The sequence below is a fragment of the uncultured Photobacterium sp. genome (genome assembly GCF_947039875.1).
In the GTDB taxonomy this organism is placed as follows: domain Bacteria; phylum Pseudomonadota; class Gammaproteobacteria; order Enterobacterales; family Vibrionaceae; genus Photobacterium.
This window is the reverse complement of the sequence record NZ_CAMRAN010000040.1, coordinates 13,930-36,611: the sequence shown is the minus strand read 5'-3', so window position 1 is coordinate 36,611 and position 22,682 is coordinate 13,930. Positions and strand designations below refer to the sequence as shown.

Annotated in this window: 21 protein-coding genes; 7 read left to right on the top strand and 14 right to left on the bottom strand. The window is 39.8% G+C overall.

The features are described from left to right. Positions 1-318: 318 nt before the first annotated feature. Both Q0V26_RS13525 and Q0V26_RS13520 read left to right on the top strand, forming a co-directional pair. Positions 319-1,188, top strand: a complete 870-nt coding sequence (locus tag Q0V26_RS13525; protein ID WP_297482451.1) for a transcriptional regulator — start codon at positions 319-321, stop codon at positions 1,186-1,188. Beyond that, positions 1,179-1,727, top strand: coding sequence for a regulatory protein ToxS (locus tag Q0V26_RS13520; RefSeq protein WP_297482448.1), 549 nt, complete (start codon positions 1,179-1,181; stop codon positions 1,725-1,727). The genes Q0V26_RS13525 and Q0V26_RS13520 overlap by 10 nt, the downstream gene beginning before the upstream one ends. Before the next feature lie 91 nt (positions 1,728-1,818). Here the strand turns inward: Q0V26_RS13520 and recR are convergent, their stop codons facing one another. The 5 genes from recR to Q0V26_RS13495 form a co-directional block, all read right to left on the bottom strand. Next, on the bottom strand, positions 1,819-2,418 hold the full coding sequence (gene recR, locus Q0V26_RS13515; protein ID WP_297482445.1) for a recombination mediator RecR: 600 nt from the start codon (positions 2,416-2,418) through the stop codon (positions 1,819-1,821). Positions 2,419-2,421: 3 nt separating this feature from the next. Continuing rightward, positions 2,422-2,751, bottom strand: coding sequence for a YbaB/EbfC family nucleoid-associated protein (locus tag Q0V26_RS13510; protein WP_297482442.1), 330 nt, complete (start codon positions 2,749-2,751; stop codon positions 2,422-2,424). Between the two features lie 35 nt (positions 2,752-2,786). Beyond that, a complete protein-coding gene (gene dnaX, locus Q0V26_RS13505; RefSeq protein ID WP_297482440.1) occupies positions 2,787-4,913 on the bottom strand; it encodes a DNA polymerase III subunit gamma/tau in 2,127 nt (708 codons plus the stop codon). 278 nt (positions 4,914-5,191) lie between these two features. Then, positions 5,192-5,737, bottom strand: a complete 546-nt coding sequence (gene apt / locus Q0V26_RS13500) for an adenine phosphoribosyltransferase (protein ID WP_297482437.1) — start codon at positions 5,735-5,737, stop codon at positions 5,192-5,194. Between the two features lie 124 nt (positions 5,738-5,861). Next, a complete protein-coding gene (locus Q0V26_RS13495; RefSeq protein ID WP_297482460.1) occupies positions 5,862-6,284 on the bottom strand; it encodes a YbaN family protein in 423 nt (140 codons plus the stop codon). A gap of 349 nt (positions 6,285-6,633) precedes the next feature. Between Q0V26_RS13495 and Q0V26_RS13490 the strand changes: the two genes are divergently transcribed. Then, positions 6,634-6,981 carry a conjugal transfer protein TraR gene (locus Q0V26_RS13490; protein WP_297482434.1) on the top strand — a complete coding sequence of 116 codons (348 nt, stop codon included), beginning with the start codon at positions 6,634-6,636 and terminating at the stop codon, positions 6,979-6,981. A 113-nt stretch (positions 6,982-7,094) separates the two neighbouring features. Here the strand turns inward: Q0V26_RS13490 and Q0V26_RS13485 are convergent, their stop codons facing one another. Both Q0V26_RS13485 and Q0V26_RS13480 read right to left on the bottom strand, forming a co-directional pair. Continuing rightward, positions 7,095-7,736: a DUF2057 domain-containing protein gene (locus tag Q0V26_RS13485; protein ID WP_297482432.1), complete on the bottom strand. Its 642-nt coding sequence runs from the start codon at positions 7,734-7,736 to the stop codon at positions 7,095-7,097. A 148-nt stretch (positions 7,737-7,884) separates the two neighbouring features. Continuing rightward, on the bottom strand, positions 7,885-8,868 hold the full coding sequence (locus Q0V26_RS13480; RefSeq protein WP_297482430.1) for a porin: 984 nt from the start codon (positions 8,866-8,868) through the stop codon (positions 7,885-7,887). 533 nt (positions 8,869-9,401) lie between these two features. Here Q0V26_RS13480 and dinG point away from each other — a divergent pair. Genes dinG through rsmS form a run of 4 tightly spaced genes read left to right on the top strand, consistent with a single transcriptional unit; the run spans position 9,402 to position 13,096 of the window. After that, a complete protein-coding gene (gene dinG, locus Q0V26_RS13475) occupies positions 9,402-11,486 on the top strand; it encodes an ATP-dependent DNA helicase DinG (protein WP_297482457.1) in 2,085 nt (694 codons plus the stop codon). Between the two features lie 29 nt (positions 11,487-11,515). Continuing rightward, the gene (locus tag Q0V26_RS13470) at positions 11,516-12,289 is read left to right on the top strand and encodes a TSUP family transporter (RefSeq protein ID WP_297482428.1); all 774 of its coding nucleotides are present in this window, start codon (positions 11,516-11,518) and stop codon (positions 12,287-12,289) included. 24 nt (positions 12,290-12,313) lie between these two features. After that, positions 12,314-12,865 (top strand): primosomal replication protein, encoded by a 552-nt coding sequence (locus Q0V26_RS13465; RefSeq protein WP_297482426.1) that lies wholly within the window; start codon positions 12,314-12,316, stop codon positions 12,863-12,865. Between the two features lie 39 nt (positions 12,866-12,904). After that, positions 12,905-13,096, top strand: a complete 192-nt coding sequence (gene rsmS, locus Q0V26_RS13460; protein WP_297482424.1) for a pleiotropic regulatory protein RsmS — start codon at positions 12,905-12,907, stop codon at positions 13,094-13,096. 70 nt (positions 13,097-13,166) lie between these two features. Here rsmS and Q0V26_RS13455 read toward each other — a convergent pair whose 3' ends face one another. From Q0V26_RS13455 to cobA, 7 genes are all read right to left on the bottom strand, one after another. Continuing rightward, on the bottom strand, positions 13,167-13,661 hold the full coding sequence (locus Q0V26_RS13455) for a hypothetical protein (protein ID WP_297482422.1): 495 nt from the start codon (positions 13,659-13,661) through the stop codon (positions 13,167-13,169). Positions 13,662-14,106: 445 nt separating this feature from the next. After that, complete coding sequence (locus tag Q0V26_RS13450; RefSeq protein WP_297482419.1) at positions 14,107-15,192, bottom strand: efflux RND transporter permease subunit; 1,086 nt, start codon at positions 15,190-15,192, stop codon at positions 14,107-14,109. Positions 15,193-15,442: 250 nt separating this feature from the next. Further along, complete coding sequence (locus Q0V26_RS13445) at positions 15,443-17,191, bottom strand: protein phosphatase 2C domain-containing protein (protein ID WP_297482416.1); 1,749 nt, start codon at positions 17,189-17,191, stop codon at positions 15,443-15,445. A gap of 102 nt (positions 17,192-17,293) precedes the next feature. Continuing rightward, on the bottom strand, positions 17,294-18,763 hold the full coding sequence (locus tag Q0V26_RS13440) for a NarK family nitrate/nitrite MFS transporter (protein WP_297482413.1): 1,470 nt from the start codon (positions 18,761-18,763) through the stop codon (positions 17,294-17,296). 12 nt (positions 18,764-18,775) lie between these two features. Beyond that, on the bottom strand, positions 18,776-19,120 hold the full coding sequence (gene nirD, locus Q0V26_RS13435; protein WP_045027153.1) for a nitrite reductase small subunit NirD: 345 nt from the start codon (positions 19,118-19,120) through the stop codon (positions 18,776-18,778). Positions 19,121-19,126: 6 nt separating this feature from the next. Continuing rightward, positions 19,127-21,673 (bottom strand): nitrite reductase large subunit NirB, encoded by a 2,547-nt coding sequence (nirB, locus tag Q0V26_RS13430; protein ID WP_297482411.1) that lies wholly within the window; start codon positions 21,671-21,673, stop codon positions 19,127-19,129. 14 nt (positions 21,674-21,687) lie between these two features. Then, on the bottom strand, positions 21,688-22,563 hold the full coding sequence (cobA, locus tag Q0V26_RS13425; protein WP_297482408.1) for a uroporphyrinogen-III C-methyltransferase: 876 nt from the start codon (positions 22,561-22,563) through the stop codon (positions 21,688-21,690). Between the last annotated feature and the right edge of the window lie 119 nt (positions 22,564-22,682).

Here is a 22,682-nt window from a genome sequence, read left to right as displayed (position 1 = left end):
GAAATCAATTCACGTAAAAAAATCTCTTTATTAGAGTAAAGAGAATGAATCATTAAATGCAGTAGTTGTTTTACTTCCGACTGGAAGCCACGTGTTTCCTTTTGATTATCAACTGTTTGCTCGCTCATTTCGACTCCAAAAAAATTATGAGTAGTATATAAAGATAAATATGGTCAAACTGTATGATTTCAACCTAAAATAACATGTTTTTTATTTTTATATTTTTTGAGTAACGGTTTTATATTTTTAGATTCAGATAGTATTCAGAGAAAACATATAAAATACTATTTATATAAAACCCCTGGCAAGGCTAAACCAATGACAACAAATGCAACTAAGTATTTGATTGGAAATCGTTTTATTTTCGATCCAAATGACAATAGCTTAATAGATAAATGTGATAATAATGAATTAACTCGACTTGGTAGTAATGAAAGTCGAGCTTTAAGTTTGCTCATTGAAGATCCTAGCCTAATTATTACTCGCCAACGGATCCATGATTATGTATGGCGAGAACAGGGGTTTGAAGTCGATGATTCAAGCCTAACCCAAGCAATTTCAACCTTACGCAAGGCATTAAAAGACTCAACTAAATCGCCTGAATTTGTAAAAACAGTGCCTAAACGCGGCTATCAAATGATTGCCAGTGTAGAAGGTTATATTTGTCAAAAACAACCATTAGAACCAGAAACGGATATCGATGAGCCTGCGGTACTTTCTACGCCCCCGGAGTTTGAACCCATTCTATCTTCACTCCGAAAAGAAACATATAACGGCACATCGACGGCAACACATGATGAAGCGTTAACTGAAAATAAATCAACTCTTTTCTCATGGAAAGGTTGGTTAGCATTAGCGATTGCTTTTGTTTTACCGATAATTGTGAACATCAGCATGCCACCAAAATCAGTTGCATTTACACCTTTATTTGATGTTGATGGAGTAACTATTTATGCCTCTAAAAATAATACTGAAATCAAACAATGGCAGGCTCTGATCAAGACCTGTGTTAACAGTTACATTCAATATCACAATAATCCAGATATGAAACCGTCTGAGGTTATCGTCACTGGTGGCCAAAACAATCAACTATATTTAAACTATTTACATAACAGTAAGCAGCCAGCAGAAAATGTTACACTGCGCTTACTAACAAGCGGTAAGGATAACTCAAATTTATGTCGCTAACGGCCTCTAACCAAATACCCCGTCTGTTGCACAAATACTGGCCATTTTTGATTTTGGCTAGTTCTATTATTCTGTGTTCATGGGTATATTTTTCAACGGACTACAAGCAACAACAATTGTTGATGTCGCGTGAATGGCAAAGCACGACCGTTAGTCAAATAGAATCATTACCACAATCTTCACTGCAAGAATTACGTAAAGTAAAACAAAGCAGTAATATGGTATTTTTACCTAACCACACTTATTCACGGATCACGATCCTTGAGTTACACAGTGATGAACCACAACCTTTAACGATTCATATTTCAGAATCAGGTCGGTGGGACGTTAGCGGCGGTTATTTATTAACAGAGCCACTAGAATTCAAAGATATTACTTCTGGTTCAAACCATGATTTTGATAGTAAACAGTTAAATATTATTAGAGATATTTTTAGAATGAATGCTCAAGAAAGTCGTCGTATTGACATTATCAACAAGCATACATTATTACTAACCAGCCTCACTCATGGCTCTAAAGTGTTATATTCAACCAAATAACACTACTAGCGTATGCATAGCCACATAAATTGCAGGCAATAAAAAACCGCGCTCAAAGAACGCGGTTTTTTTATTGCAATAATAACCATGGCTACAATCGCTGCCTTCCGGCAAGAGAGTGTGATAGCGTAGTGCCATCAACCAATTCTAACTCACCACCGACAGGTACACCGTGAGCAATTCGGCTCGCAGGTACATCATATTCATGACAAAGTTCCGCAATATAATGGGCTGTCGCCTCACCCTCAACCGTTGGGTTGGTGGCTAAAATCACTTCATTAATTGCTTCTTTTTGTAAACGAAACTCTAATGTATCAAGACCAATATCTGCCGGGCCAACACCATCAAGTGGCGATAGATGGCCCATTAATACAAAGTAACGTCCTGAAAATTGACCGGTAGCTTCTACTGCTACAATATCTGCAGGGCTTTCGACCACACAAATAATACCGTTCTCTTTACGCCGAGGATTATCACAAATTGCACAAACATCATCTTCGGTAAACGTACGACAATCACGACAATGACCAATCTCAGTCATGGCTTGATTTAACGCATCAGCGAGTTGTAAGCCACCTTGACGATTTCGTTGTAGCAAATTAAAAGCCATCCGTTGTGCTGACTTAGGGCCAACCCCAGGCAAACAGCGTAAGGCTTCCATCAAATGCTCCAGTAAGTGACTAGTTCGCATTGATTAAAACGGTAGCTTAAAGCCAGCAGGTAAATTCATACCGCCGGTAACACCTTCCATTTTCTCTTTTTGTGTTTCTTCGATACGACGTGCTGCATCATTGAATGCCGCAGCAATCAAATCTTCAAGCATGTCTTTATCATCTTCCATTAGGCTTTCATCTATTTCAACACGACGCACGCTGTGGCTGCCTGTGATAGTTACTTTAACAAGGCCAGCACCAGATTCACCAGTAACTTCCATGTTAGCAACTTCTTCTTGCATCTTTTGCATGCGCTCTTGCATCTGCTGCGCTTGCTTCATCATGTTGCCCATACCGCCTTTACCAAACATATATCTTCTCTCTCTATCGGGTCTGGTTAAAAATTTTAAACAGGTCTAATACTTTCTTCATCCAGCTGTGCAGCAAAACGCTGACAAATGAAATTGATATTAGGATCGTTAGCTAAACTGTCACGCGCTTGTAGCAATTTTTGTTGGTACAAACTTTCACGTAATTCAAGCGGGGTCTGGCCTTGCTCGCCTAAAACAATCGATAATTGTACAGGTGCTTGTAACACCTCACTCAAGGCATTGTTTAATTGTGCCGTCGCTCGATCAGCTTGCAAATGTTTCTGAGCTGAACGTAAATACAATGTAATATGATCATCCACACGTTCAAAAGCCGAATTCAATGCTAATTGCTGAATTAATTTTGGCACATCAAGCTGAGTGACTAACTGTGACCAACTATCCTGATTTGCAGCTTCATTGACAAGTAATTTCGTCATCTCAGGCGTTTTTTCATGTTCTAAAGCGCGCTTCAATACTCGAGGGGTTAACTCAGGCTTAACATCAGCCTCTAACGCTGGCTTTACTATCGGTTTCCAACGATATTCATCGTCTTCAGCAGCATTATTCGCCACTGTCGACGCCGGCATCGCATGGGATTTCATTGTTGGCATCGTTGTTTGCTTACTTGCAATCCGATCCATCACTGAAGTTGCGACTTTTTTAGCTGGCGTCGTTAGATCCTTTTTTGGCAATGTGCTCGTTGTTTGTCCGTCTTGGCCACGTTTAGTCTGACTGCGTAATTGATTACGCGCGGCTAATAACCCGGATGCTGCCGATGATCGAACAGGCGCTACATCTGTTGGTGGTTGCATCACAGGTTGTGGTGGCTGTGGCACTGATGGTGGTTCCTGTGGTGCAGGAGCAACAATAGCTTCTGGCATTGGTGCTGGATCCAGCGGTGCTACCGACTGAGGCGCCACAACAGGGGCTACCGTAGATTGAATATCATTCGTTGCCGGTGTTTGCATTTGTGCTTTTAATGCTTGTACTCGCGAGACACCGCTGGCCGCGGGTGCCGCCAACGGTGCAGGCTGACTACTCGGCACCACAATCGCCTGAGGTGTAATACTGCCACCACTGACGGGGCGGAAAGCAAGCATGCGTAATAACACCATTTCTAAGCCAGTACGGCCATCAGGTGCAAACGATAGATCTTGACGCCCTTGTAAGCAGATTTGGTAACACAATTGTACATCTTGTGGTGTCATCAATTGGCTAAGTAAATTAATTCGTTCAGCATCAGGTAAGCTATCATCTAAACTTGCAGGTAATGATTGGAACATTGCCACGCGGTGCAATTGTGCCGATAATTCACGTAATAAACTGTCCCACTCAATACCGATCGAGGCTAACTGCTGCAAACTTGCCATTGCAGTATTAGCATCAGCTGTTGCCACCGCTTCAAGTAATGACAACGCTTGATCGGTATCTAATGTACCTAACATTGTCGCAACAGTTTCAGCACTAACATTGCCATTACCTAATGCAATCGCTTGATCAGTTAAACTCAATGCATCACGCATACTGCCTTCAGCTGCACGAGCTAACAACGCTAATGCACGCGCTTCATACTCGACTTTCTCTTCCGTTAGGACTTTATCGAGTTGGGCATGGATTTGTTGGTGATCAAGATGTTTTAAATGAAACTGTAAGCAACGCGATAAAATCGTTACTGGTAATTTTTGTGGATCAGTCGTCGCCAGAATAAATTTCACATATTCTGGTGGTTCTTCTAATGTTTTCAATAACGCATTAAAGCTATGACGTGAAAGCATGTGAACTTCGTCAATCAGATAAACTTTAAAACGACCGCGTGCAGGTTTGTATTGCACGTTATCCAATAATTCACGAGTATCTTCAACTTTAGTACGTGATGCTGCATCAATTTCTAGCAGATCAACAAACCGTCCTTCATCAATTTCACGACAGGTTGTACATTTACCACAAGGCGTTGCTGTGATGCCTTGCTCACAATTTAACCCTTTTGCAAAAATACGTGCAATCGTCGTTTTACCTACTCCACGCGTACCACTAAAAAGATAAGCATGGTGAAGCCGATTTTGCTCTAAGGCATTACCTAGCGCAGTTAGAACATGTGATTGTCCAACCACATCTGCAAACTGGTAGGGACGCCATTTTCGGGCCAGAACCTGATAACTCATTTATAAATAACCTTAATCAATCTGGGCAGCATCTGGTGTAACGAAACTCGCCACTCTTTCTTTTATTCTCGCCATCATAGCTATAATGAGAGTAACTGCTATTAATCATTATAAAACAAAGAAAATAAACGAAATAGTAATGAGGCATGTAAAACATTGAAATCAGCATCAATGCTAGCATAGTGCTGTTTAGTGAGCGATAGGGCGCAAGAGTAAGCGCCCAATGATTAGCCAATTATTCTCTTAATAGAAAATATAATTAAGCTATAGCGTATAAATTAGTGGCCAGGGAAATCACAAATAGAGTAAACATCAAGACCCAAACCTTGTAGACGCGCTTCACCACCTATATCAGGTAAGTTGATAACAAATGCCGCATCTTTAACATCACCGCCTAAACGACGAACTAAGTTAGTGGTTGCTTCAATTGTACCGCCAGTCGCTAATAAATCATCAACCAGTAACACTTTATCACCCGCAACAATGGCATCTTTATGAATTTCTAGCGTATCTTTACCATACTCAAGTTCATAACTTTCAGCGATAACTTCACGAGGTAATTTACCCGGCTTACGTACAGGTACAAATGCCACCCCTAGAGCTAATGCCAGAGGTGCACCAAATAAGAAACCACGAGCCTCAGTACCAATAACCTTTGTAATACCTTGATCTTGATACTTTTCAGCTAAAATCGCAATCGTCGCGCGATACGCTTCAGGCACTTCCATTAGGCTTGTTACATCACGAAAAAGAATACCAGGTTTAGGATAATCTTGAATTGATTTAATGCTATTGGTAATTAAATTTAATGTTTCTTGATTCATCATTCTTTCCGTACTTACTCTGACGGCAAACAGAGTAATCTTAAGTTAAAGCCTGCTCACTGCAGACAAGCATAAAAATAAAGCCGTTAATAACAGCTGCATTTGTATGTGATAATTGCGCATTTTATGAGTTTTCGTCGAGTTCGGCAACTGACACAGAATTAGGTTTAATATCAACAATAGGTAAGCGATTAAAACAGTATAATAAAACCGCACATCCAACCAACAGCATCAACTTATGCCACCATAATGGCACCATAATAATAGAGAAACTAAAACTAATCACTATCATGATCAATCCCCGTCGTTTCACAACTGATGTCACAGCCCCATGCTGATGCCAATTAACTAAAATAGGCCCCAATTGTGGGTGCTGATGGAGCCATTGGTTTAACTTAGGCGAGCCTCTCATAAAACATGCGCTAGCTAATAATAAAAATGGGGTTGTAGGTAATAAGGGTAAAAAAATCCCCATGACACCTAAGGCAACAGCGATCCAGCCAATAGCGACTAAAATATAGCGCACAACTCGACTATTCACCTTTATTCCTTCATTCAAACTTTTATCACCTCAATCAACTTGTTAAACACCCCTAACATTTTTCCTATTAGGTTATTTGCTGCGTGTAACGATAATTAGTTTTAATTGTTAATATACCGCATCATTCATTAGTAAGCGTTATATCTCGCAGTAAATTAAACAATATTTATTAAATTCGTTTAAAGAATTGATTCAAATCACAACAGTATATTGAATCTTGATTAGACTAATAAACATAGAGATACTGCATTAGATGCTTATTTAATCGCAGTATAACAACACCCAATCAAAGCATAGCTAATATTATTAATCACTAGCTTTCCTATTGAATATCATCACTATGGCTATCACCGATATGAATTATAAAAATTTTCAGTATCCGTTAGAAACTGAATACTCATTGCTAGCAGAAAAATTAAAAAATGAGATGCTAATCAATCATTTAAGTAATAATACCGATACAATAAACAATACCGATCTCAATGATCTTATCGTAATGGCTAAATCGTCTTTTATTCCTAATCTTTTTGATATGGCAATACGATTAGAAAAAATAGATGCTGCAGTATGCTCATTTAAATTAGGAATGTATGGCTTGTGTGCCGATTGCGAAGAAGAAATTGAATACAGTGATCTTGAGCAAGATCCAGCTCAACCTCGATGCAAATCATGCCGTGAGCATAGTCGCTATCATCACGATTAACTATCGCTAAAAGTCATATTGTTATTGTAAATAATAAAAAGGCAACGTAGGTTGCCTTTTACTTTTCAAGCACAAAATAATTACATCACGACACTGTAATTTATACGCAACTGTTAATTAAAATCTTTTTCTGCCATCCAAATTTTAAACGCTTTTTTATCTTCTTTTGACGCTTTGGTGTACCACATTTTAAGCTGTGTTAATGCATCACCTGTGATTTCAACTTTACCCGTTTCATTATCAACATCCACAGAAACTTGTTGTAAATCAACTGAGTTACCTTGCTCAATCACAATGCCATTATCACGATTATAAGCCGCAATAACCGCTTCAATATCGCTGTATGCGGCAAAGCCTTCCCCTTGCAACTCAACCCCAGCCAATGGTTTTACTGCACCATTTTCAAGAGCTAATTGCCATGTGGCACCACGTTCAAAAAAAGCTTTTGCTTGTGATTCTGTTGTTAATCGAGGCAATGTTATTTCGGCATTCATATCAGCTAAATCAATATCAAACAAATAAGGACGAGTGGTATAAATAGTTGTTTTTGAACCACGCTTAACGTCACCATCGAAACGTACTACAACTTGATGCTTACCCTCGGTTAATTCAACGCTCTCAACCTCACTCCAGCCTTGACCTTTCACTTCTTTACCATCAACGGCTAATAACTTCACTTTATCCGCCACCGTCAATGTTGCAGCTTGTGCCGTTACTGAAAACAATGCCATTAATAGCCATAGATTTTTTTTCATGTATTAATCCTTAATATTTTTATTGGCTGATTATTGTTATCACTACTATCTGTTGTCAGCGCGATAACAATAACCACCCTCTGCTTAACAAAACAAAAAGTAGCAAAAAGCCGCCAAGAAGGCGGCTTTATCGATCATTACAGCTAGATTAGAATTTAACTTCTAGGCCAGCAACGTAACCGAAATCTTCTAGCTCATCTTTCTTATCGTCAGAGTAACCTAGTTCAAGGTATGCACGTACATTGCTGTGCAATTGTTGTGTTACGTTTGCGTACACGTTGTTAATTACGTTACCGTCATCAACTTTATCTTCGCCACGAACATAGCCAAGCGCCAATGTTGTTTTGTCGATAGTGTAAGAACCGTTGATTTCGTACAGATCAATATTCTTATTTGTTTCTTTAGTATCAGCAGCTTTGTATTCAACTTGACCAAAAGATGCTGCTAGGTTAACAGCACCCATTGCGTATTCAGCTTCAAGGTTGTAACCGCTGACATCTTCACCAGCTTTACCAGGAATAATAATTGGTGTGCCATTATTATTACCAAGTGTGAAACCTTCTGCGCTAATACGCTTACCGTCGTAGCCGTATGCACGAACATCTAGACCACCAGTACGGAAGCCAACGCGACCATCAGTAATTGTGGTGCTGTGGTCAGTGTCCATTTCATGAGAAACCGCAGTATAGAAAGTACCGTTGTCATAAACATACTTAGCAACACGGTCACCTTCAGTTTGTGCAAAATCAATTTGACCCGCACCTAATTCGTAATCTTTGCCGATACCTGAATCATCCGAAACTAGAAGTTGACGACCAATAGTTATTGTTCCGAATTCACCAGAGAAACCAGTCCACAGCTCATAGTTCTGTAAATCACGGTTTTCATATTTAAACGCCGTACCTGAAACAACATTCAAATTATCAGAAACAGCAACCGTCGCATGAAGAGCTAAATCACCATCATCAAGACGAATAGTTGAATCTGCATGCTTTTCAAAGCCATCGTAAAGCTGTACTTCAGCTGCACCAGAAAGATCAACTTTAACACCATTTGCATCGTAAAGGTTGATGCCAGCATTTGCTGAACCAGCTGCAGTTAGAACTGCTAGCGCTAATAGAGTTTTTTTCATGATATGTCCACTGCCTTTCTTATTGTTGTAAATCTCAATCCTGAGATTCCCTGTCCCTATATTCCCCTGCCATGTGCTCTGTTTTAAAAACAAAACACTAAAACACAAAAGAAGTAATTTATGACTCACATCCTGACAGAAGTTCAATATTTTTGTCAAATAATCTAAATTAAACATAAAAAAACATAAAACACATCACAAAAACAAACAGTTACAAAAATATCGTTCGATATTAATCACAAAAAATCAAGTAAAAAAATGTAATCAACACTAAATTAACACCTCTGAATAATTGAATATTACATAACTAATACACCTGAAATAACAAAAAAAACAGGATAAAAAACCAACTTTAAGCCATAAATGCAGTGTTTAAATTCACAAGAAGCAAGCACCCATAACGCAAATGTCATCTAAATAAAAAATCGTGAGCGACCCCTCACTTTAAAATATAAATAGCATAATTTTTGTTACCGCTCACATTTAGTGCTTCATGCTATAATGCATTTCCCGGCCCTTATGAAGTTTCAACCATGCTGCACAACACCATAAAAAACGATATCAAACAGTGCTACGCCAATCTTAGTCATCAACTCGATAACTTTATTCCTCGTCGTGCGCAAAACTATTTAGTCGCAGAAATAGCCAAAACACTTGCAGGTGAATACCATAAAAAAAATCGAGTTCTGGTTGCAGAAGCAGGGACGGGTATCGGTAAATCTCTAGCCTATTTAATTGGCGGGATCCCTTTTGCATTGTTCAATAATAAAAAACTGTTGATTTCAACGGCAACCGTTGCCCTACAAGAGCAATTAATTACTAAAGATTTACCGTTGTTTAATCAGATTTTCCCACGAGAATTTAGCTTTATTCTCGCCAAAGGACGTCAACGTTATTGCTGTAACCACAAATTAGAAGCCAGTTGCTCAACAGATAGCGAGTTACAACTAGGAATGTGGGAAGAAAAACCCAAAAAATCTGATCTTGATTTGCTTAAGCGAATGCTCAAAGCCACCGAACAAAACAAATGGGATGGAGATCGTGATAGTTGGCCGACAACGATTCCAGACAAAGTATGGCAACAAATTATGGCGGATAAACACAGCTGCCATGCTGGAATGCCTAAACACCGTAGCTGCCCTTTTGCTAAAGCACGTGAACACCTAGATAAAGCAGATGTTATTGTGGCGAACCATGCTTTATTAATGGCAGATATTGAATTGGGCGGTGGTGTAATTTTACCAGAGCCAGAACAGACGATTTATGTGATTGATGAAGCACACCATTTGCCTCAAGTTGCTCGTGATTTTTCATCTGCTGCAGCAAGCCTCAAAGGTGCAGCAACGTGGCTTGAAAAACTCAACCAAATTGTGGCTAAATTTGCTGAGTTGGCCGACTACCAAAAAGCAAACCGATTCCAGAATGCGATTCAAGACAGTGTTCAGCATTTAGTCCCAACTTTAAATCAAATCGCTAACAATATTGATTCAAGCAAATTCAATAAAGATGGCGTCTATCGCTTTGAGCATGGTGAATTACCTCCATGGCTCGAAGAAGAAGCGAAAGGTTGTAAAGAAGCCAGTAAGAAAGCACTACAATCGTTAGGTAAAATTCAAGATCTTATCGCTGAACGCACCAAGGAAAATACTATTATTCCGCGTTTAGGTGAGCAAGCACTTACTGAGATCGGGTTTTATCTACAACGCCTTGAAAATTTAGAAAAAGTTTGGTCTTTAATGGCACAACCCAACCATAAAAAAGGCGCACCACTTGCACGTTGGATAGAAAAAAATCCTGAACGTGAGAATGATTACATCATTGAAGTGTCACCATTAGAGGTCGGCTACCGTCTTGATCAACTGTTATGGAGCCGTGCTGCGGGCGCTATTTTAGTGTCGGCAACATTACGTGCATTAAATCAATTTAGCTTCTTTTGTCGTCAAGCGGGAATCTCTGACGCAGAAGCAGAAGGTACGCGTTTTCTTGCACTTGCATCACCGTTTGATTATCAAAACAACGCTCGGCTAGTTATTCCAGCCTTAAAATTAGAGCCACAAGCAGAACAATTTACCGATCTACTAATAGAAGTATTACCTGAATACCTTGAAGGTGAAACCGCAAGCTTAGTGTTATTTTCATCTTACTGGCAAATGAACAAAGTCGCCGATGCCTTGCGACCATTAGCCAAGAAAAACAAGTGGCAATTACTGGTTCAAGGTGAAGAGTCACGTAATGAAACACTAAAAAAACATAAAGAAAATTGTAAAAACGGCATCCCTAGCATTTTATTTGGCACCGGAAGCTTCTCTGAAGGTCTTGATTTACCAGGGGATTTATTAGAAAACCTAATTATAACCAAAATCCCGTTTGCCGTACCAACATCACCAGTAGAAGAAGCACATGCAGAATACATTGAAAGTAAAGGCGGTAACCCTTTCTTACAAATTTCTGTACCGGAAGCAAGTAAAAAGTTAATTCAATCAGTAGGTCGTTTGCTGCGAAAAGAACGCGATTCTGGTAGAGTGGTTATTTTAGATCGTCGTATTATTAATCGTCGTTATGGAAAGGCATTGCTTGATTCTTTGCCTCCATTTAAACGCGTAATTGAATACAACTAATCATCTTAGCCATAATAAAAAGCATTTAAATGATTGATATGATTGAACCAGGTACATTAGCAATACTTGGCGTTGTTGCATTAGCAGCAGGCTTTATTGACGCAGTAGCAGGCGGTGGCGGTATGCTTACCGTTCCTGCTCTATTGTCCCTTGGTCTTCCTCCCCATATCGCTCTTGGCACTAATAAACTGGCAGCAAGCTTTGCTTCCTCAACGGCAGCATGGACGTATTACAAGAAACAATTATTTAATCCACAGTTTTGGAAGGCGTCTTTTGTTGCTACTTTTATTGGTGCCATTATTGGTACACTAACAGTCAATCTCATCAGCGGTGCATGGCTAGAAAAAATTCTACCCTTAGTGATTTTTGCCGTCGCAATTTACAGCTTATGGCACCCGCACCCAAACCCCGATCAAACACAACTTCCAGAGGTAACCAAAACCTTTAAACGTAAGCAATGGTTGCAAGGCTCTAGCTTAGGATTTTATGATGGTTTAGCGGGCCCCGGAACTGGCGCATTTTGGACGGTATCAAGTTTAGTCTTATATCGATTAGATATGCTGCGTGCGTGTGGGCTGGCAAAAGCCATGAATTTCACCAGTAATATAACCTCACTCATTACGTTCATTATTTTAGGTCACGTAAATATTGCGCTAGGTTTAATTATGGGCGTATGTTTAATGATTGGCGCTTATTTAGGAGCGCATTCAGCCATTCATTTTGGCGCTAAATTTATTCGTCCCGTTTTTATTACGGTCGTGTTTATTCTTGCCGCTAAATTAGCATGGCAAGCGTGGTTTTAACCGTGATCTTTTCTAGGTATTACAATGATTGATCTTTCTCGCCTACAAACGCTTATTGAACAACTACAACATCAAGCAGAAGAAGCCGATCGTCTTCGCGGTGAAGCGCAGCGACCATTATTTGATCAACAATTATTTCGTCATCGAAGTAAATTACTCACGCCTTGCGTTGTTGAAATTGCACAAGAACTGGCAACACTACAAAAAGAACAACAAGCGGGTAAATTATTACCTGAACGTACCCAGCATATGTGTGAGAAACTTATCGCTCAAATAAATGCCATTCAACGTGAACTCGCGACCCAACATATTCGTAAAAATGAACCACGGCAAGCCGCTAAATGGCAACGTTCGATCAATGACGTATACCAAGATCTTAATAAGCATAGAGATTGGGAGCGCCGTTTAAAAGCCATGCTTCGAGATAAAGAATCGTTACTTAACCGTTGTGGTTCTCAGTTTGAACAGCAGCAAGCTCAAAAAGAGATCCTTGCCTTAGAAGGCCGTATAAGCCGTTGCCAAGCAGCATTAATAACACTTGAAAATGAGATTAATCGCCGAGAGAGAAAAGGCTAATCTTCTCTATTCTCAACACCAAACCAAAGAGATCCATTAATGAGTAATGCACCAACATCATTAGACAATGCACCAACATCATTAGACAATGCACCAGCAGAAATTAAACTTGCAGTTGATTTAATCTGCCTATTAGAAGATAACGATATAGATCCACAAATCGTCTTATCCGCACTTGATATTGTGCGTCATGATTTTGAGAAAAAACTGCAATCACCATCGTCAAAATAATAATCAACAGCCATAAAAAAAGGCTGAATTAATCAGCCCTTTATAATATCTATTTTATCTTAAAAATAAATTAGTTAATGCCCGCACGCTTTAGCAAACCAGCCATCAATGCTGAACTTGATTTCACTTGCTTTGATTTATTTTTCAGATCTTTAGCAAGCGCTGTATCATTAACATCATTAGCAATGAAGATCATTGATTGGTACATATCACGTGGCGTTTTAATACGCTCTTTATCGTTCAATGGCTTAAGCAATGTGACTACATCAGAGCCTTTCTTTTTATTTTCAGTTGTGTAACGTAAAATTGAATCAAGTAAACGATCCATATCAACCATAAATTCAGAGTTTTCAGTACCCTGTTTTTTCATTTCTTTAAGGTTTTTCTTACGAACCTGCTTAATAACAAATGCTGGTTGATTAATTTTACGATAAGCGAAGATACCCGCTAGCACCAATAACGCCACACTACCAGCTGCAACATAACCCCAGATAGAACCTGAAGATTCAGCAACAGGCTGAGCGACAGCGGCAACGTTTGCAACAGACTCTGGTACATCAGACATATTTGTAACCTTTTACTTTAAGAATTCGGAATGCGGTGAGACCTTACCACCTACTCGATAAACTGCTATATATTTATCAAAAATTAGTTCAAATAGGGGACAGAGCTCAAATGTATGCTCATTCTGCCGTTTTCAACAACAAAAATAAAGCACTGCTAGGTTGATTTTCAATCAGCAGATTGTAACTATTTGTCTAGCAATATAAAAACGTTAATTTGCATCAACATCTATTTTTTCACCAAGCATTAAACCGTCATTAACACCACACATTTACCCGTTACGTCGTATTGGCTAACCACAATGAACAAATTAACTAACAACACACATATTTATGCTTAAAGTTTAGTTGGTTTTTTACACAATGATAGTATTAACATTTGTACCAATAGTAACAATAAAGCGCATTCATCACGACAAATAATCTGTCGTGATGATAATAAGTGAGTTATTTCGTTATGACGGTTGACGGTATCGGTTTGGAACGTTTTAATTTTTGCACCATGACATACATACTTGGCACTACAAATAAAGGATCGACAATACCGAGTGCCATACCTGCGATAATAATTATTCCTAACGATCCCATTGCATTTGCTCCTCGCCCAGCTTCGCATAACAGCGGCAATGTGCCCAAAATCATAGTTAATGAGGTCATTAATATCGGCCTTAAGCGCGTTTTAGTCGCCTCTAAAATGGCCTCTCGTGGTAAATAACCTTGCGCTTGCAGTTCATTAGCAAACTCAGTGATCAAAATACCGTGCTTACAAATCAAACCGATAAGCGTAATCACCCCAATTTGTGAATACACATTTAAACTATAGTCACTAAAATATAAGGCCCACAAGGCTACAGACAAGGTGATAGGCAATGACAACATCACCACTAAGGCATCAACCACACTTTCAAATTGTGCACTCAACACCATATAAATAAACACTAACGCTGCAATAAACACGAATAGCATTTGTTGATTAGCATCTAAATATTGTTTGGCACTGTCAACATAGCTATAACGTGCATTAACCGGAAGAATAGTCGGTAACATTTTATTTAACGCACTGATCCCCTGTCCCATACTGACACCATCAGCCAATCGAATCGATAATGAGGCAGATGTCGCACGATCATATTGTTCTAAAGAATGGGGACCCAATTGATTTTTAATACTAATCAACTCAGATAATGGCACTAAGGTACCATTATTATTACTGATCCTAAGTTGTAAGAGTGCATTCGGTGTTAAAGTATAAGCCGACGCTAATTGTAAATGGAGAGGGTAATTAGCACCTTGATAGCTCATATCATTATTGAATGTCTTACCACTCATGGCTAATTTTAACACTTGTTGAATATTATACAGCGACACACCATATTGAGATGCCAGCACACGGTTGATCTGGATCTTAAACTGATTTTGATCGAATTTTAATCCACTTCTTGCATGAACAAATAACGGCGACTGCTGAATCTTATGAGCAAGCACTGTCATCTGTTGGGATAATAGTACGTGATTTAATTGGCTGTGTTTCAACTTGAATCACAGGAGCCACTGGCACTATAGCGATAGTGCTTGAACCACCATACAACCTACCAACGTAAATGCCATGGTAGTAATAACCAACATTGAAACCGCTGTTCGTTTTAACATGATCTATTTCCTAGAACATAAAACAATATGAGCTAGGATAAACCAGCACAATATACCTATAAGGAATACAATATCATCAAGGCTGATTGTTTAATACATCATTACCTGTGAACTTTACGCTGTTTTACATTAACTAAGACAAAAAGAGCAGCAGCACGACTAGCAATAATACGGCGCTGATAAGTTGCCACAATAATAACGGATCACGTTCAATTAATGGTCGTGACAGTAACGGGGAGGAAGACGACGGTGTTTTAAGCCCATTGATGAGCTCTGAAAGAGCTTGATAACGGTATTGCGCATGAGGATGACACATTTTCTTAACGTTCATCTCTAACCATCGCGGTAAATCTTGTCGATAGGAGGATATCGCAGTGTAATTCATTTTCATTGCAACAGGCGCTTGTGAGTGGGAACTTAGACGTTGATACGGTAGTGATCCCGTCAGCATTTCATAAATCACCACCCCTAATGAGAATTGCTCACTCAATATTGAAGGTCGTCCACCAGCATGACATTCTGGTGCTAAATAATTCAAATCACCCTGAGGGTAATAGTCAATCGTTGCAGGCTTTAACTCTTGATAACCATTGACCCACGCACTGCCAAAATCAATGAATGTTACGCTTAAATTTTCACAGACAAGAATATTTTCGGGTTTAATATCCGCATGATAAATCCCTTGGCGCTGCAAAGTGCGTACAATTGTTACAATGTTCGTCACTATCATTCGTACCGAGGCTAATGGTGGATGAGGGTTATCAATGATCCATTGCCGTAACGTGAGCCCATCAACAAATTCACAGACATGATAAAGAAAGGCAGAATTCACATTATGGTTAAAGATTTTCATCATCCCCGTCAGCTGACACTGTTGCCCTAGCCAACCTTCGCGCACAAAGCAGTGTAAATAGTCACTATCATCCACTCGGTTCGGTGAAGGCATTTTTAGCACATAATACTGTTTATCATCATTAGATTGCGCCAAATAAAGATAGCTTCGACACCCGGCATCAAGCACTCGACAAATCACAAATTGATCAATACGTTGCCCAACTTTGAGCGCTAGCGGAATGGTCTTATTAGCTGACTCAAGCAACGCTTCATCAAACGCTAACCTTGGTAGGGCTTCAATATCTAATATCACACAACTGGTATTATCTTGTGACCCAAGCTGCTGCGCATTACTCACAAGCTGATATGCTTGCCGTTCTAAGTACTGACACCCATGTTGGGTCGATAATAATGGTGGCATGTTATCTACATGGAAAATCTTATCGAGATACTGCACGACATCACTCTCATCATGGATACCATCCGTCGTCATCACTAACTTATCACCCACGTTCAGGGGTGCTGACTGATAATCGACTTGCAGTTGGGCGTCGATGCCTAATGCTCGCGTAAGATAATGCTGCCCATCATAGTGAGCACGACGATGATCTTGGGTTAAACAGCGACAATTATTATCACGCCATAAATAAACCCGACAATCTCCAATATGGAACACATGGGCAGTATTCGATTTAATGATCACTACCGACAATGACGTCACCGGCGCATCTTGTGGTAAATCGGCTTGCTGTCCATGATGGAATAACCATAAATTAAGCGTATTTAATACTGAGGATGCTGCTTCTTTGACGGATAAGGTGGTTGCTGTCGCTAAATAATCTTCAATAAAATGAGTCACACTCAATTGACTAGCAATATAACTGCGATTACTACAACTGACGCCATCAGCAATACAAGCAACGACTCCTTTGTGCTGTAACTCTATTGCTTTTGATGGTGATAACACCGCAAAGGCATCCTGATTATGTTGCTTTTTCCCCGCATCAGAATAACCACCATAACGTACAATCAGATTAGCTACCGTCATGATCTTCCTTATTCATTTACACCATTCACTGATACTAGTAATCCATACCATTACCTACATGATAAACCGACATGATTTATTGGTATGATCAACCGACATCAATTAACCAACATCAATTAAAGTCACACTGCCATCATCATTAATTTCTGCCATTTTACCTGAAGGCTCTTTAAGCGCTAATAACGTCACAAAACCGAGAACAGCGGTTAATGCGATAATGATAAAAAAAGTACTGTATTCAACCATGGACAAAATAGTCAAATAACACACTGCCCCAACATTGCCATACGCCCCTGTCATTCCAGCAATTTGACCCGTCATACGGCGTTTAATTAATGGCACAACAGCAAATACTGCCCCTTCACCAGATTGAACAAAGAACGAACAAATCATTGCCGCTAACACCGCACTCCATAGTGGCCAACCGACAGTAATATTCGCCATTAACACATACCCCATCGCTAAACCCGCAGTTAAAATCAATAAGGTTGCTTTACGACCAAATCTATCCGACAACCAACCACCACCGGGGCGAGAAATCAAATTCATAAACGCATAAGAAGATGCGACTACCCCTGCCATCACTGGTGTTAAAGTAAATATCTCAGCAAAAAATAAAGGCAACATTGAGACAACAGCCAGCTCTGATCCAAAAGTGGTAAAATAAAGCACATTAAGCACTGCAACCTGACGAAATGAATAACGATGTATAGCCGGTACTGGCTCCGTTAATATCTTTCGATTAGCTAACCACAATTGTTTAATATCAATAAGATAAAGCCCGACTAATCCCACATAAATAGCATAACTAATCTCAGAATCTAGCATGTCAATCGCTGGCGATGATAGCTTCCAGACTAATAACGCCATTGCCGCATACATCGGAATTTTCATTATGATTAATAACAATAAATCACCGCGTGAGGTCACTTCCATCGCCCCGATATGTTTTGATTTATAATACGTTGCGCCTTTGGGGGTATCAGTAACAGTGAAATAGAAGATGACAGCAAAAATAACACTTAACCCGCCAGTCACTGCCATTGCATAACGCCAACCATCATCACCACCAAACCATAATGCTAATGAAGGTAATGTAAACGCGGCAGCGGCAGAGCCAAAATTACCCCAGCCACCATAAATCCCTTCAGCTGTACCAAGTTCATGATGTGGAAACCATTCCGACACCAACCGAATTCCAATAACAAACCCAGATCCAATGAATCCCAACGCAAAACGGGCTAACGCGGCTTGCATAAAGGTGGTTGAAAACGCAAACACAAAACAAGGAATAGCGCAGATAGCTAATAACAAACTATACACAATACGAGGACCATATCGGTCAGTCAGCATTCCAACAACCACTCGCGCTGGAATAGTTAACGCAACATTTAAAATTAATAGCGTTTTGATTTGTTCGGTAGTTAACCCTAATGACGTTTTTACTGCTTGAAGTAAAGGTGCAAAGTTAAACCACACCATAAAAGTAATAAAAAAAGCCAACCAACTTATATGGAGTATTTTCATCTTGCCGCGAAAAGAGAACAAATTAAACTTAATATAATTAGACATCATTGCTCCCTGTTAGCGTATTAAAGAAACGATAAGTTGTACCTGAACACTACCGTTAAAGCGCCGCACAGGATAAGTTGGCACTAACATTTCTGCCGATTCTAAACACTGACCACTTTCAAGACAAAAATGCTGTTTATAAAGCGGTGAAGCCACCACCACGGTTCCATTTAATGAGCCGACGATGCCACGAGAAAGAACATTCGCCTTACCGATTGGATCATAATTATTAATCGCATAAAGGGTATTATTATGACTACACAAAAACAGCGCTATCTGATGACCATTCACCAATGCACACGCACCAGCATCAAGATATAAATCATCTTCATCACAAACAGTAATCCATTGATTAATCATAATTTATCCTTGATCGGTAATGTTAACAACCGCAATAGTCTCACCACTTTCAGGCCACACTCTCGGCGTACGTTGATCTCTAATCGTTTGGTAAGCCAAACTCAAATCAGGCTGACGACTATTAATAAAATGTTGAAACCGACGTAACTCTTGCGGTGACTCAAGGGTAGTTTTCCATTCACATTGATAAAGACTCAGACTTTGTGCCATTTCTTGCTCAAGCTCCGAGGCAATATTGAGTGCATCCTCAATCACCACTTGGCGTAAATAATCAATGCCACCATCAAGATTTTCAAGCCATACGGAAGTACGCTGTAATCGATCTGCGGTACGAATATAAAACATCAATATTCTATCGATATATTGAATCAGAGTGTCATTATCGAGATCAGCAGCAAACAAATCCCCATGACGAGGGCGCATACCACCATTACCTGCAATATATAAATTCCAGCCTTTTTCAGTTGCAATTACACCAATATCTTTTGACTTCGCCTCAGCACATTCACGAGTACAACCAGAAACAGCAAATTTGAGTTTATGAGGGGAACGCAAGCCTTTGTAACGATTTTCAAGATCAATCGCAAATGCCATACTGTCAGCCATTCCATAACGACACCACGTCGAGCCCACACATGATTTTACGGTACGAACGGATTTACCATACGCATGCCCGGTCTCAAATCCCGCATCAACAAGTAAGCGCCAGATCTGAGGTAATTGATGCAATTGCGCGCCAAATAAATCAATCCGTTGCCCACCCGTAATTTTGGTATAGAGCTTAAATTGTTGTGCTACCTGCCCTAAGATAATCAGTTTTTCAGGGGTGATCTCTCCGGCTGGAATACGAGGCACCACTGAATACGTCCCGTCTTTTTGCATATTACCAAGATAAACATCATTCGTGTCTTGTAAGCCAATATGTTGTGGTTCAAGAATATAATCATTCCAAAATGATGCGAGGATTGAACTGATGGTAGGCTTACAAATATCACACCCTAGTCCTGAGCCGTATTCAGTTAATAATGCACTAAAGGTTTTGATCTTCTTAACACGAATAATATCGGCTAATTGTTGGCGACTATAACTAAAATGTTCACATAGAGAATGATTGATCTCATGTCCTCTTGCTGCTAATGCTACTTCCATGATCTGTTTTACAAAAGAAGCACACCCGCCGCATCCCGTACTGGCTTTAGTCATTGTTTTAAGCTGTGTCATATCAACACACCCCTCAGCAACAGCTTGGCAAATCTGTCCCTTATTAACATCAAAACATGAACACACTTGCGCGGTATCACCCAAGCTATCTTCTGTTGTTGGTGTCATCGCAGCTAAGGCTTGAGGCATTAATAATAGCGATGGTGGACTAGGTAATGGTGATTGATTCAGTGTGAGTTGCAATAGTTGAGAATATTGCTCAACATTGCCAACTAACACTGCCCCAAGTAATTTATCACCTTGCTCTGAAACAATAATCCGTTGATAACTTTGCTCAACATCATTGGATAAAGTGAACACTTGCGCAGCATCGATCGTAGTATGAACATCACCAATACTGGCGACATCTACCCCTAAAAGCTTTAACTTAGTACTCATATCAGCACCAGTAAACACCGCATCAATACCACAAACTATCGATGCTGCAACTCGTGCCATTTTATAACCCGGTGCCACTAAACCAAAAATACGATTATTCCATAGTGCGCACTCACCAATAGCGTAAATATCACGGTCACTGGTTTGACAATGATCGTTAACCACGATTCCACCACGCTCACCAATAGCTAAACCAGCTTGTTTCGCTAAGGCATCTTGAGGACGAATGCCAGCAGAAAATACCACCATATCCGTTTCTAATTCTGTGCCATCAGCAAAAATTAATTTATAACGACACTGATCACCCGCTACAATTTTTTCAGTGACTTTGCTGGTATGAACATTGACCCCTAGGGCTGTTATTTTTTGACGTAATAGCTCACCACCGCCCTCATCAAGTTGAACCGCCATTAACTGAGGGGCAAACTCAACCACATGGGTTTCTAACGCCATATTTTGCAATGCATTTGCAGCTTCAAGTCCAAGTAATCCGCCACCAATCACAACCCCAACTTGGCTTTGTTTACCAGATGCCGCAATGGCTTTTAAATCATTAATAGTTCGATAAACATGACAATGTTCAGCATCATTACCCATAATAGGAGGCACAAAAGGATATGATCCAGTAGCTAAAATCAAACGATCATAAGCTACCTCTTCACCATCATCCGTTATGATCATTTTATGTGCACAATCAATCTTCATCACTCGCTGATTAATATGATAACTGACCCCCGCTTGTTGGTAATCACACTCATGAGCAAGCGCTAAATCTGCAGCCGTTTTGCCTTTAAAATAATGACTCAATTGAACCCGATCATAGGCTAAACGATCTTCTTCTGAAAACGTGATTAACGCTATATTTTGCTCACTATCTCGCGCTAAAACTTGTTCAATAAAATGATGCCCAACCATGCCATTGCCAACAATAACCACCCGTGTTCTGTTCATTTTGATCTCCTTATCTATGCCCATTTTTGAGGTTTATTGTACGAGGTTAAACTTTCTATTTTTAATGAATGCCAAGCTAAGCTCTCACTTAACTTCACCACCTCACCAATAATAATTAACGCTGGCGATACAATGTGTTGTTGTTTAACCTGTTGAGGGAGTGTTGCCAATGTAGCGTTAATAACACGTTGCTCATCAGTACAGCCTTTTTCAATTATTGCCGCCGGTGTTGTTGCAATTAATCCGGCATTGATCAATTGCCGACAAATCAAATCAACTTTGGATAACCCCATATAAAACACTAAGGTATGTTTAAGCTCAGCCAAAGCTTGCCATGCAATTACAGCCTCTTTTTCAGTATGAACGGTGACGAAAGTACACCCTTGAGAGACGCCTCGATGGGTTAATGGAATACCAGCATAAGCACTGCAACCGCTAGCGGCAGTAATCCCTGGCACTAAATCAACCTTAATTCCGCATTGGCGCAAAAACTGAATTTCTTCACCGCCGCGACCAAAGATAAATGCATCACCACCTTTTAAACGGCACACTTGCTTTCCTTGGTGTGCTAAATGCACTAATAATTGATTAATCGCCATTTGAGGCAAGCTTTGCTGCCCCTTTGCTTTACCAACAAAAATGGTTTGGCAGTTCGATTGTACTAACGCCATAATCGCATCACTGACTAAACGGTCATAAACCACAACATCAGCGCTCTCTAATGTTTTTAATGCTTTCAAGGTCAACAAGTCGGGATCACCAGGACCCGCTCCGACTAATGTCACGCTGCCTTGGTTATTATTAGCATCGACGGCTTGTGTTATCTGGCACCATCGAGTATTAATGTCATCAGTAAGAGACGAATATTGTTGCGGCTTCAATGGCTCCATGGTTTACCTCGATATTATATGGATGAAGATTGACTTATTTGGCTTTATATTTATGTCTTATTTCCTAAAGCAAACTTAATGCCAGCCACTAATAACAATATATTTATTCTTGCCAATTC